Annotated in this window: 9 protein-coding genes and 1 pseudogene; 8 read left to right on the top strand and 2 right to left on the bottom strand. The window is 74.0% G+C overall.

The genetic code is table 11. The features are described 5' to 3' along the window. Nucleotides 1-41: 41 nt before the first annotated feature. From E4P39_RS13295 to E4P39_RS13265, 7 genes are read left to right on the top strand one after another with little or no spacing between them, the layout of a single operon-like run. Complete coding sequence (locus E4P39_RS13295) at nucleotides 42-452, top strand: YggN family protein (protein WP_245159807.1); 411 nt, start codon at nucleotides 42-44, stop codon at nucleotides 450-452. After that, on the top strand, nucleotides 449-2,698 hold the full coding sequence (locus tag E4P39_RS13290; protein ID WP_135137053.1) for a TRAP transporter fused permease subunit: 2,250 nt from the start codon (nucleotides 449-451) through the stop codon (nucleotides 2,696-2,698). Before E4P39_RS13295 ends, E4P39_RS13290 begins: the two co-directional genes overlap by 4 nt. Nucleotides 2,699-2,728: 30 nt before the next feature. Next, nucleotides 2,729-3,568 (top strand): DUF6282 family protein, encoded by an 840-nt coding sequence (locus tag E4P39_RS13285; protein WP_135137052.1) that lies wholly within the window; start codon nucleotides 2,729-2,731, stop codon nucleotides 3,566-3,568. Next, nucleotides 3,565-5,772 (top strand): Ldh family oxidoreductase, encoded by a 2,208-nt coding sequence (locus E4P39_RS13280; RefSeq protein ID WP_167761844.1) that lies wholly within the window; start codon nucleotides 3,565-3,567, stop codon nucleotides 5,770-5,772. The genes E4P39_RS13285 and E4P39_RS13280 overlap by 4 nt, the downstream gene beginning before the upstream one ends. Then, nucleotides 5,765-7,021 (top strand): MFS transporter, encoded by a 1,257-nt coding sequence (locus E4P39_RS13275; RefSeq protein WP_135137050.1) that lies wholly within the window; start codon nucleotides 5,765-5,767, stop codon nucleotides 7,019-7,021. The genes E4P39_RS13280 and E4P39_RS13275 overlap by 8 nt, the downstream gene beginning before the upstream one ends. Before the next feature lie 37 nt (nucleotides 7,022-7,058). Further along, the gene (locus E4P39_RS13270) at nucleotides 7,059-7,742 is read left to right on the top strand and encodes a dimethylmenaquinone methyltransferase (protein ID WP_135137049.1); all 684 of its coding nucleotides are present in this window, start codon (nucleotides 7,059-7,061) and stop codon (nucleotides 7,740-7,742) included. Next, entirely contained in the window at nucleotides 7,739-8,632 is an 894-nt protein-coding gene (locus tag E4P39_RS13265; protein ID WP_135137048.1) for an NAD(P)-dependent oxidoreductase, read from the top strand. The genes E4P39_RS13270 and E4P39_RS13265 overlap by 4 nt, the downstream gene beginning before the upstream one ends. Before the next feature lie 6 nt (nucleotides 8,633-8,638). On the opposite strand, the gene E4P39_RS13260 is transcribed toward E4P39_RS13265, so the two are convergent. Together E4P39_RS13260 and lhgO are read right to left on the bottom strand one after the other, a co-directional pair. Continuing rightward, nucleotides 8,639-9,862 (bottom strand): MFS transporter, encoded by a 1,224-nt coding sequence (locus E4P39_RS13260; RefSeq protein WP_135137047.1) that lies wholly within the window; start codon nucleotides 9,860-9,862, stop codon nucleotides 8,639-8,641. Between the two features lie 88 nt (nucleotides 9,863-9,950). Continuing rightward, nucleotides 9,951-11,175 (bottom strand): annotated as a pseudogene (gene lhgO / locus E4P39_RS13255) (L-2-hydroxyglutarate oxidase). Between the two features lie 135 nt (nucleotides 11,176-11,310). Between lhgO and E4P39_RS13250 the strand changes: the two are divergent. After that, entirely contained in the window at nucleotides 11,311-12,198 is an 888-nt protein-coding gene (locus tag E4P39_RS13250) for a dihydrodipicolinate synthase family protein (protein ID WP_135137046.1), read from the top strand. The last annotated feature ends 18 nt before the right edge of the window (nucleotides 12,199-12,216 follow it).

Below are 12,216 nucleotides of genomic sequence, written 5' to 3'. Positions count from 1 at the left end.
TCGCATCAGCGGTCGCCGCCAGCGGGAACGGGGAGCAATCTGTGACCGTGCGCGCAGCGGACGGCCAGCTCATCGCGCGGGTACCGCTACGCGGTGACCGGTTCGCCGTCAGCTACCGCAACAGCGTCTACGGAACGCTCGCCGAGGAGCGCTACCGGGTGGACCCGGACGGCCGGTTCGAACTGGTGGAGATCGCCGCCGACCAGACGGCGGTGCTGGAGGAGTACTACGCCGTCCCGGGCGCACCCCGCCCGGCCCCGGACGGGGACCGCCGGGCCTACGTGGCAGCCCCCGACCCGGAGCGGCCCGCTGTCTTCGACGACCTGAACATCGCTGCCACCGATCTCGGCGAGCGGACGCTCTGGGTGCCCGGCTCGCCACCCGTACCTGTCTGGAAACGCGTCGTCAGTGACAACCCGACCGTGCTGCTGGAAATCGAGGAGACGAAATGAAGCTGCCAGGTCTCAGGCGGGCGTCAACTCCCGAGGACGAGCAGCAGGAGGTCGACGCCCGGCAGCACCACCTCGCCCACTCCGCCGGCCACCGCCCCGGGGGCATCGTGGACGTCGCCACCCTCGACAAGTCGCCGAACGCCCCCAAGCTCGACGACGCCTCGGCGATCGACGAGGAGGCACTGCTCGCCGAGTTCGAGGCGGAGAAGCCGGCGCGCGTGCTGTCGGGCATCCCGTACATGATCACGGCGGTCTTCGGCATCGGGTTGTCGCTGTACGCCCTGTACTGGGTGTTCAACCCGATGCCGCGCCAGGTGTACCTGCCGAGCTTCCTGAGCGTGGGTCTGTTCCTGACGTTCCTCACCTATCGCGGCTGGGGACGCTCGGAGAAGTCGAAGGCGGCGGGCGGCGCGGACCACCCCAACGTCCTGGACTGGGCGCTCGCCCTCGTGTCGCTGGTCCCGGCGGTCTACATCGTCTCGGACTGGCAGGCGTTCTTCCGGCGGGCCGTCGTCCCGACCGACCTCGACCTCATCATCGGCATCGGCCTGGTGCTCCTGTGCCTGGAGGCCGCGCGCCGGACGGTCGGGATCCTGGTCCCCATCGTCGTCGTCGGCTTCATGATCACGGCCTACTTCGGCTCGAGCCTGCCCCGTCCCTTCACGACGTCGGACTTCGGCGTGCCCCGGCTCATCGGGCACAACGTCATGGGCACGCAGGGCATCTTCGGCACCCCGCTGGACGTGGCGGCCACCTACATCATCCTGTTCACGATCTACGGCGCGGTGCTCGCCGCGTCCGGCGCGACCCGGTTCTTCATCGACCTGTCCTTCGCGGCGTTCGGACAGTCGCCGGCCGGCCCGGGCCGGACCGTGACCCTGTCCGGGTTCCTCCTCGGCACCGTCTCCGGCTCGGGTGTCGCGACCACCGTCACCCTCGGTGGCATCGCCTGGCCGCTGCTGAAGAAGGCCGGCTACCCGGCCGAGCACGGCGGCGGTGTGCTGGCCGCCGCCGGCATCGGCGCGATCCTGTCGCCCCCGACGCTGGGTGCGGCCGCCTTCCTCATCGCCGAGCTCCTCCAGGTGTCCTACCTGGAGGTCCTCGTCTGGGCGACGATCCCGACGATCCTGTACTACCTCGGGATCATCCTGGCGATCGAGATGGACGCTCGCCGGCACAAGACCCACACCGTCGAGCTGGAGACCCAGTCGCCCTGGAAGCTGCTCTTCCGCTTCGGGTACCACTTCAGCTCGCTGGCGGCGATCGTCTTCTTCATGGTGCTCGGCTACACGCCGTTCCGCGCCGTCGTCTACGCCACCGCGCTGGCGTTCCTGCTGAGCTTCCTCGACCGCCGCCAGTGGATCACCCCGAAGCGGGCGCTCCACGCGCTCCGGGAGGGCGCCATCGGCGCGCTCTCGGTCATCCCGGTGATGGCCGTCGCCGGCATCATCGTCGGCGTCATGACCCTGACCGGGCTGGCGCTGCGGCTGGCCGGCATCATCGTCGACCTCGCCGGCGGCAGCCTCGTCTTCACGGCGGTCCTGTCGGCCGCGGTGGTCGTGCTGCTCGGGCTCGCGGTCCCGGTGACGGCGAGCTTCATCATCTCGTTCGTCGTCATCTCGCCGGCGCTGCAGCAGGTCGGCGTCGAGCCGTTCGCCTCGGCGATGTTCATCTTCTACTACGCCGTCCTCAGCGAGGTCTCGCCGCCGACGGCGCTGTCCCCGTTCGCGGCCGCGGCCATCACCGGCGGCAAACCGGTGAAGACGATGTGGCTGACGTGGAAGTACACGCTCCCGGCCTTCCTGGTGCCCTTCATCTTCGTGCTGTCGGAGAACGGCGTGGGCCTGCTCTTCGAGGGCGGCGTGACCACCGTCCTGATCGCCTTCGTCACCTCGGTCTTCGCCGTCAGCGCGCTGGCCGTGGTCACCGGGTCGTGGCTGCTCGGTCCCGCGAAGATCCCGGAGCGGGTGCTGTTCCTGGCCGCGGCGGTCGCGTTGCTGGTGATGGAGCCGCTCTGGATCGGGATCGGTGCCGCCTTCCTGGCCGCCGGTGTCGTCGTGCACCTGATCGGACTCAAGAAGGGATCGGGGGGGAACGGGTCGGCGCCGGACGGGGAACCGGCAGCGGACACCGCTGCCGTGACCACGCCCACCGCGACCACGCCCACCGCGACCACCCCCACGACCGGCGCGGCCAGCACCGCCGCCGAGGACTCCTCGCCGACCGACCGGAACCAGGGCCGCTGACGTGGCGGCCGGACCGCAGCGGGCGAGGTCGTGATCTCGGGAGTCGCCGACCTGCACGTCCACGGCGCGCCCAGCCTGGTGGAGCGGCACGGCTTCGACCACGAGGTGCTGGGCGCACACGGGTCGGTCGGCGTCGACTTCGCGGTGCTCAAGGCGCACGAGGGCTCGACGGTCGAGCGCGCGGTGCTCGCGGGGCAGCGGAGCGCGGCCGCCGGCGTCACGGTCGCCGGCGGGATCGTGCTCAACTCGCCCGTGGGGGGCGCGAACCCCGACGCCGTCGAGGTGGCCGCGCGTCTCGGCGGGCGGGTGGTGTGGATGCCGACGGTCTCGGCACCCGCCCACATCGCGTCGGCCGCCAACCCGGAGCTGTCGGTGCACAAGGGGCTGGCGTTCCGGCAGGTGGACGTGCTCGACGACGCCGGCGCGCTCCTCCCCGCGTGGCAGGACGTCCTCGACGTCGTCGCCGCGCACGACCTGGTCCTGGCCTCGGGTCACCTGACCTGCGCGCAGTCGCTGGTGCTGTTCCGCGCGGCGACGGCGGCCGGCGTGACGCGGATGCTGCTCAACCACCCCCGGATGCCGTTCCTGCAGTGGGACGACGCCGCCGCGCCGGAGTTCGCCCAGCTCGGCGTGGTGCTCGAGCTCGGCATCCTGCCCGACATCCTGACCACGGACGGTCCGCCGTCGACGACGCTCGGGGACGTCTACCCCCACGACATGCTGGCCTTCGGGGGCGATCTCGGGCACGCCCACTACCCGACGATGGAACAGGCCCTCCCCGGCTGGCTGGCCGACCTCGAACGGTGTGTGGGGGAGTCCGACACCGAGCTGATCATGACCACCGTCGGCCGGCGGCTGGTGCAGCGGTGATCCGGATCGCGCTCCTCCCCGGCGACGGCGTCGGGGAGGAGGTTCTCGAGGGCCCGTCGCGGCTCCTCCGCGGGCTGGCCGACCGGGGGCTGCTCGAGGTGACCGGGCCCTGGCCGGTGGGTGCGCGAGCTGCCGCCGCGACCGGAGGGGTCCTTCCGGAGGAGACGCTCGCCGCCTGCGACGACGCGGACGCGATCCTGCTCGGCGCGGTGGGCGAGGACCCCACGGTGCCGCCGGAGGTCTGCCCGCGGCCCGAGGTGGCGCTGCACCGGCTCCGGGCGCGCTACGACCTGCGCATCTCGGTGCGCGACATCCCGGTCGACGAGCACAGCGACCTCACCGTGGTCCGCAACCTGATCGGCGGCTCCTACGGCACCGGGCCGGCCGACCGCACGTACTCCCAGGACGGCGGGGAGGCGGTCGACGTGCTGCGGCTGACGCCGGAGCGCATCGCCGAGGTGGTCGAGCTGGGCGTCGACCGTCTGCAGCAGCGCCCTCCCGGCTCTGGTGGCGGCGGGCTGGTGTCGGTCGACAAGGCCAACCTCTACGCGACCGGACGGCTGTGGCGGCAGACCGCCGAGGCGGTCGCACGCGCACGGGGCGTGCCGGTCGAGCACCGCTACGTCGACCGCGCCGCCTTCGAACTCGGCTCGGGAGCCGAGGTTCCGGCGGTGATCGTCACCGAGGGGCTGCTCGGCGACATCCTCAGCGACCTCGCCGCCGGCCGCGCGGGGTCGCCGGCGCTCTGCGGCTCGGCGTCGATCCACCCCGGCCCGCCGGTGCAGGGGCGATGCCAGGGGTTGTTCGAGCCGGCCCACGGCTCGGCGCCCCGCCGGGCGGGCCTCGGCCGGGTGGACCCCCTCGGCGGGTTCCTCGCACTGGTCGCGCTGCTGCAGCACTTCGACGAGACCCGCGCGCTGGGCGACCGGTTGCGGGCGGCCACGCACACCGTGCTGCACCAGGGGCCGTGGACCTACGACCTCGTCCCGGAGGGCGTCGCGCCGGCCGCCACGACGGAGGTCGCCGACGCCGTGCTCGCCGCCTTCGAGTCGGGCGCGCACGCCGAGGACGCACGGGTCGAGCCCGCAGGGGTCGAGGCGGTGCAGGTGCTGCACGAGCCGGAGGTCCGGGTGCCGGCCGACGTCCTGGAGTCGTGGACGGTCGGCGTGCTGGAAGCCGTCGGCGTCCGCCCCGCGTACGCCCGCGACGTCGCGCGGGTGCTCGGCTACGCCGACCTGTCCGGCATCGACTCGCACGGCATCGCCCGGCTGCCGGCCTACGTCACGCTGATCGGCGCCGGGGTCATCGCCGCGGACGGCGAGGCGACCGTGCACTCCGACGGCGGTGCCGTCGCGCTGATCGACGGGCACGACCTGCTCGGCCACCCGGTCACCACGCTGGCGCTCGGGGAGGCGGTCGAGCGGGCGCGGCGATTCGGCGTCGGCTGGGTCAACGTGCGGGGCAGCAGCCACCACGGCGCGAGCGGCTCCTACGTCTACGACGCCGCGAAGCTCGGGCTGGTCGGCCTGGCCGCCACCAACACCGGGCCCGTCGTCGCGCCCACCGGGGCCACCCGTCCCTGGTTCGGCACCAACCCGCTGGCGCTCGGCATGCCGGTGGCGGGGGAGGAGCCGATGGTGTTCGACATGGCGACCTCCGCGGTCGCCGGCGGCAAGTTCGAGATCGCGCTGCGGCTGGGCAAATCGATCCCGCTGGGGTGGGGCCTGACCCCAGAGGGACAGCCGACCACCGACCCGAGCGCCGTCTACCCCGGCAAGGGCGCGCTGCTCCCGCTGGGCAGCGACCGCGAGCGCTCGAGCCACAAGGGCTACGGCCTGGCGCTGCTGGTCGAGCTGCTCACCGCCGTGCTCGCGGGTGGGCCCATGGGACCGGGCGTGGGCAACCTCACCGCCCGGGCGGCGACCGGTCCGCCGCGGACCAGCCACCTCGTCGTCGTCCTCGACCCGGCGCGTCTCGGCGACCCGGCGCGCATGCAGGCCGAGACGCAGCGGATGCTGGCCGAGCTGCGGGCGCTCGACCCGGTGGAGGCGGACCTGCCGGTCCGGACGCCGGGCCAGCGCTCGGCGGCCGAGCGGGCGCTGCGCCGGGCCGAGGGCGTGCCGCTGGACCGGGAGACGCACCGGGCCCTGGTCGCGCTGGGCCGACAGGTGGGCCGGCCGCTGGAGACCGCCGGCCGTGCCTGATCCGCGGCCGGGGCGCACGGCCCGGTCGACGACGATCCGGGCCACGCTGCAGGCCGTCGCGGTCTCTGTGCTCGGCGTCCTGCCCGCGTTCCTGACCGGTGCCCTGGCCGTGCAGATCCGGGCCGACCTGGATGTGGGCCTCGGCCTGTTCGGCTTCGCGGCGGCGACCCTCTTCGGGGTCTCCGGGCTGTGCGCGCGGCCGGGCGGCCGGCTGGTGCAGCGGCTGGGGGCGCGGAAGGGGACGGCGCTGGCCGCGGTCCTGTCGATCCTCTCGCTGACCGCGGTGATGCTCGCGCAGTCGCCGGTGTGGCTGATGGCCGGCCTCGCCATCGGCGGCCTGGGCAACGCGGTGGCGCAGCCGTCGGCCAACCTCGGCATCTCGGAGTTCGTGACCGAGCAGCGCCTGGGCGTGGCGTTCGGCATCAAGCAGTCGTCGATCCCGGCGGCGACGCTGCTCGGCGGGCTGGCAGTGCCGGGCATCGCGCTGGTGTTCGGCTGGCGCTGGGCCGTGGCCGCCGCGGTGGCCCTGGCGGTCGCGCTGCTGATCTGGTCGCAGGTCAGCAGGCGGGACGCCCCCGGCCCGGCTCGTGCGGCCGAGACCGGGGAGCCCGACAAAGGACTGCCGCGCGGTGGCCTGGTCGTGCTGACGCTGGGCGGTTTCCTCGGCTCGGCGGCCGCCACGCCGACCGGCGTCTTCCTCGTCGACTCCGCGGTGTCCTCAGGTGTGGCGCCGGGGACGGCGGGTCTGCTGTTCGCCGCCTGCTCCGTCCTCGGCATCGTCAGCCGGGTCGGGTTCGGCCTGCTGGCCGACCGGCACGCCGAGCGCAGCCGCTACCTCTTCATCGCGAACCTGCTCGCCGGCGGGGCGATCGGCTACGGGCTGCTGGCCACCGGCGAGGTGCCGATGGTGGTCGCGGGCTCGGTCCTCGCCTACGTCATGGGCTGGGCCTGGACGGGCCTGTTCCACTTCGCGGTCATCAAGGACAACCGCGCCGCGGCAGCCTCGGTCACCGGCTTCGTGCAGACCGGTCTCTCCCTCGGTGCGGCGACCGGACCGCTGTTCTTCGGGATCGTCGCCCAGACCTTCTCCTACACCGCGGCCTGGCTGACCGCCGCCGTCCTGAGCCTGCTCGCCGCCGTCACCATCCGGGTCAGCCGCCGGATGGTGCGGCGCGCCCGCGGGCTCCCGATCGCCGGGCTGTGGCGTCGCCCCCCGGTCCAGGGCGCCGGCATCCAGGCGCCCACCTGATCCGTACCTCCACCCCGACGCGAGGAAGAAGGCCTTCATGAGCACCTGCCGGCTGTACCCGCCCGGCCCCCGACCGGATCCGGCCCTGCTCGAGCAGTGCCGGGACCTGCCGACCAGCATCCTGTCCGACAGCATGGAGCGGGTGGGCGGCGTCCGTGGCGTCCACTGGGTGCCCGGTGGCCGCTGGCCCCGGGTGGCCGGCCCGGCCCTGACCGTCCGCACCCGGCCCGGGGACAACCTCGTGGTGCACCGGGCCCTGGACCTCGCCGTGCCCGGGGACGTGCTCGTGGTCGACGGGGGCGGGTCCCAGGAGCGGGCGCTGCTCGGCGAGATCATGGGGCGCTACGCCGTCACCTGCGGGCTGGCCGCGCTCGTGGTCGACGGTGCCGTCCGGGACGCCGAGGGCCTCGCGGCGGGACCGATCCCGGTGTTCGCGCTCGGCATCAACCACCTCGGCCCCTACAAGGACGGGCCCGGTGAGGTGCACGGGCCGGTGCAGGCCGGCGGCACGGTGGTCCGCTCCGGCGACGTCGTCGTGGGGGACGGCGACGGCGTCGTCGTCCTCCCGCACGAGCGGGCGGCGGAGGTGGTGGCCGTCGGGCAGGCACGCCTGCGCGACGAGGAGGAGCAGTTCGCGCAGATCGCCGCGGGCACGTTCGACCGGGCGTGGGTGCTGCGGGCGCTGTCCGAGGTGCACGTGGTCGGGGAGGGACCCCGATGAGCCGGCGCTGGGGACTGATCGGCTTCGGGGAGGCCGGCCGGATCATCGGCGGGGCGCTGGCCGCGTCGGGGGTGGACCTCGCGGTGCACGACCGGATGCTGCTCGACCCGGCGCGGGGCGCGGCGGTGCGCGAGGCGGTCGTCGCCGCCGGCGCGACCCCCGTCGACGACCTCGCGGAGTTCGCCGATCGCGACGTCGTCGTCTCCCTGGTCACGCCGGCGACGGCGGTTCCCGCGGCCCGGGGGTTCGCGCCGCACGCGGCCGACGGTGTCCTCTACGTCGACCTGAACTCCACCGCGCCCGGCGACAAGCAGGAGGTCGCCGCCTCGCTCCCGGGCGCCCGGGTGGTCGACGGCGTCATGACCGGCGGGGGCATCCAGCTGGACGCCCAGCGCATCCCGATCTCGCTCGCCGGTCCGGACGCCGCCGAGGCGGCGGACCTGCTGAACGGCGCCGGCCTCAACGCCGCCGTCGTCGGGGAGGAGATCGGTGCCGCCGCGGCGTTGAAGATGCTGCGCAGCGTCGTCATCAAGGGCATGGAGGGGCTGTGGGTCGAGGCCCTGCTCGCCGCCCGGGAGCGCGGGGTCGTGGAGCCACTGCTGGCCATGATCGAGGAGACGCTGGACCGCTACTCGGCCCGCGACTTCGCCACGATGCTGGTCACCACCCACGTCGGGCACGCCGGCCGCAGGCAGGTCGAGGTGCGCATGTCCCGGGACACGGTGGCCGGCACCGGTGTCCCGCCGCTGCTGTCCGACGGGATCGTCGCCCGCTACGAGCAGGATGCGCGGGGGCTGGCCGCTGCGGGTGCGGAGCCCGGCGTGGTGCCCCCGACCCTGCACGCCGCCCTGGAGATCCTCGGCACCCTGCCGGGCGCCCCACCCGGCTGACCCGGATCAGCGGCGCGCTGCCTTCCGCTGCAGCTGGGCGGCGACCAGTCGGGGGCGCTCGCGCATGAGCATCCGGCGGCCCTGGACGACGACCACCCCGGCGAGCAGCGCCATTCCCGCGTTGGCGTACCAGGCGACCGAGTAGGAGGTGGCCGAGGCGACCAGCCCGAACACGAGCGGACCGAGGGCGGCGCCGGCGCCCATCCCGCCCTGCGTGATCGAGGTGGCGCGGGCGGCCATGCCCGGGTGCATCCGGGCGACCGCGAACGTGGACAGCCCGGCCCACGCCCAGCCGGTGCAGTAGCCGATGACCGCGCCCGCCGCGATGAGCACCTCGACGCCCGTGCCGAGCAGCGCGTAGGCGAACCCGCCGAGCACCATCTGGGCGGCGACGACGTTCAGCCACTTCGTCCGGACCTTGTCGGCCAGCCAGCCGAACGCGATCCGGGACGCCGCCCCGGTGCCGCTGGCCACCGCGGCGAGCACACCCGCGGTGGCCGGGGAGATGCCGCCGTCCACGGCGGTGGCGACGAAGAACGACCCCAGCGCGTTGCCGGAGCCGGCACCCAGCATCACCCCGGCCGACAGCACGAGGAGCGGGGCCCGGCGGAAGGGGCCGGCGGCCTCCGTGGGCGTGGCCGTGCCGGACGGCGGCAGCCGGTGGCCACCGGGCACGGTCAGCACCACGAGCAATGCCAGCCCGGCCCCGATGGCGAACGCCGGCCGCCAGCCGAGCGGGATCGCGACGACCGGTACCGCGATGCCGGCGATCATCGTCGACAGCGGGATCGCCGCCTGCTTGGTACCGAAGGCCAGCCCGTGCCGGGTGGCGGACACCGCGCGGGCGATGAGGTCGTTGCTCGCGGGCTGCCCGACGCCGTTGCCCCAGCCGGCGACCACGAGCGCCGCGACCAGGGCCACCGTGTGCTGCGCCGCCAGCGCGATGACCAGCATCGAGGCGGCACTGATCACCGCGGACAGCCGCACCACCGGCGACGTGCCGAAGCGGCGCACGACCATGCCCGCGGTGAACGCCGCGAGCCCCGAGGTGAAGAAGAAGCAGGCCACCAGGGTGCCGAGGAGGGAGACACCGAAGCCGAGGTCCTCCCGGATCTGCACCCACAGCACACCGACCATGTAGACGGGGAGGACCCCGACGGTGGTCACCGTGACGGCGGCGCCGCCCGCCGAGAGGGAGGACGCCGGCCGGTCGCGGCGGCTCGTGGACACGGGGTTCAGACCGGCCCGCGGGAGCCGTCGACGGGCAGCAGCACGCGGGCGGGACGCTCCTCGAGCGCCCAGGGCGTCGGGACGGTGGTCACGAGTCCGCGACGCGGCCGAGGAGGGTGTCGACGATGTGCTCGGCGATGGCCAGGGACGACGTGGCGGCGGGCGAGGGGGCGTTCCGGACGGCGACGACCGCGCCGGTGCGGCTGATGCGGAAGTCGTCGACCAGGCTGCCGTCGGTCTCCAGCGCCTGGGCGCGGATGCCCGCGGCCGCCGGCACCATGTCCGCCACGGTCAGCTCGGGCACGTAGCGCTGGGCGGCGGCGGTGAAGGCACGCTTGCTCAGCGAGCCGCGCATCTCGGCGACGCCCGTCCTCCAGTGCTGCCGGGCGAAACGGCGGAACCCCGCGTAGCGGACGATCTCGGCGAGCTCCCGCACGGACACGTCGCGACGGCGGTACCCCTCCCGGGCCAGGGCCAGGACGGCGTTGGGCCCGACGAGCACCTCGCCGTCGAACCGTGGGGTCAGGTGCACCCCGAGGAACGGGTAGCGCGGATCGGGCACCGGATAGACCAGGCCGTTGACCAGCGAGCGCTTCTCCGGCACCAGCGCGAAGTACTCGCCGCGGAACGGCACGATGCGGGGCGCGTGCGCGTCGCCGGCCAGCTCGGCCAGGCGGTCGACCTGCAGCCCGGCGCACAGCACGACCTCGTCCACGACGAGTTCCTCGCCCGAGGGCCCCGCGGACCACCACGGTCTCGTCGGCGGTGCCGGTGGTGTGCTGCAGTCCGGTGACCGGAAAGCCGGTGCGGACGGTGGCGCCGCGGGCCTCCGCGTCGGCCGCGAGCGCCCGGGTGATCGCCGGGTAGTCGACGATCGCCGTCGTGGGGGAGTGCAGGCCGGCGATGCCGGTGACGTGCGGCTCGAGCTCCGTGAGCTCGGCGCGGTCGATGACGCGGATGCCCGGCACGTCGTTGGCCCGTGCCCGCTCCGCGATGGCGTCGAGCCGCTGCTGCTCCTCGGCGTCGAGGGCGACGAGCACCTTGCCGATCTCGTCGTAGGCGATGCCCTTCTCCGCGCAGAAGTCCTTCAGCAGTCCGACGCCGCGGCGGCACAGTAGGGCCTTGAGCGAACCGGGCTGGTAGTAGAGGCCGGCGTGCACGACGCCGCTGTTGCGGCCGGTCTGGTGCGCGGCGAGGCGATCCTCCTTCTCCAGGAGGGTCACCTCGGCATCGGGGCGGAGCTCGAGCAGCCGGCGGGCCACCGCCGCGCCGATGATCCCGCCGCCGACGACGGCGTAGCGCTGGGCGGCCATAGTCCTCCGATCGTGTCGTGGCCGGAGCCTCCCCTCCGGGAAGCGGGCTGCCTGAGCAGGCCGTTACGGTGGGCCGGTGATCACCATCACGGACCTCGGGAGAGCCGGCCGGGCCTCAGTGCAGGGTAGTTCCCGATGAGCGACCTCCAGGGCGTGCTACCGATCACACTGACCCCGTTCACCGACGACGGGGACGTGGACGAGGCGAGCATCGACAGCCTCGTCGAGGACTACCTCGGCGCCGGGGCCCACGGACTGACCATCCTCGGCATCATGGGCGAGGCGGCCAAGCTGCTGGACGACGAGCGCGAGCGGGTCCTGCGCCGTTACGTCGGGGCGACCGCCGGGCGGGTGCCCGTCGTCGCAGGGGTGTCGGCCCGCGCGACCCGCATGTCGCTGGACTACGCCCGCCGGGCCGAGGACGCGGGGGCAGCCGCGGTCATGCTGGCGCCGCCGGACAACACGAAGAACCTCGACCTGGTCTTCGAGCACTTCCGCCGGGTCGCCGACGCCGTCTCGGTGCCCGTCGTCGTCCAGGACGAGCCCGTGAACACCGGCGTGACGATGCCGGCACCCTTCCTCGTGCGGCTGCTCGACGAGATCGAGGGCTGTCGCTATCTCAAGCTGGAGGAGACGCCGACCCTGCCCAAGATCACGGCGGTGCGGAACAAGGTGAGCTCGCCGGTGGGCATCTTCGGCGGGCTCGGCGGGGTCTACCTCTACGAGGAGCTGCTGCGCGGGGCCGACGGGATCATGACCGGATTCGGCTTCCCGCAGGTGCTCGTGCGGACCTACGAGCTCTTCGCGGCCGGCAACCGCACCGAGGCGCAGGAGTACTTCTTCCGCCACCTGCCGCTGATCCGGTACGAGGCGCAGCTGGGCGTGGGCGGGGTGACGATCCGCAAGGCCGTGTTCGCCCGGCGGGGGTCGATCAGCTCCCCGCACGCGCGCTTCCCGGCCCCGCCGGTGGACGAACTCACGCTCGCCGAGCTCGACGACCTGATCACCGCCGTCGGTCTCTGACCGGCGCGACCCGAGAGG

The organism is Blastococcus sp. CT_GayMR19 (genome assembly GCF_004570385.1).
Lineage (GTDB): Bacteria > Actinomycetota > Actinomycetes > Mycobacteriales > Geodermatophilaceae > Blastococcus_B.
This window is presented reverse-complemented; position numbering and strand designations above follow the sequence as displayed.

What these genes read in the sequence shown, in the direction of transcription:
- E4P39_RS13290 (WP_135137053.1), top strand. Translation starts at nt 449, where the DNA reads ATGAAGCTGCCAGGTCTCAGGCGGGCGTCAACTCCCGAGGACGAGCAG.
- E4P39_RS13270 (WP_135137049.1), top strand. Translation starts at nt 7,059, where the DNA reads ATGAGCACCTGCCGGCTGTACCCGCCCGGCCCCCGACCGGATCCGGCC.
- E4P39_RS13265 (WP_135137048.1), top strand. Translation starts at nt 7,739, where the DNA reads ATGAGCCGGCGCTGGGGACTGATCGGCTTCGGGGAGGCCGGCCGGATC.
- E4P39_RS13250 (WP_135137046.1), top strand. Translation starts at nt 11,311, where the DNA reads ATGAGCGACCTCCAGGGCGTGCTACCGATCACACTGACCCCGTTCACC.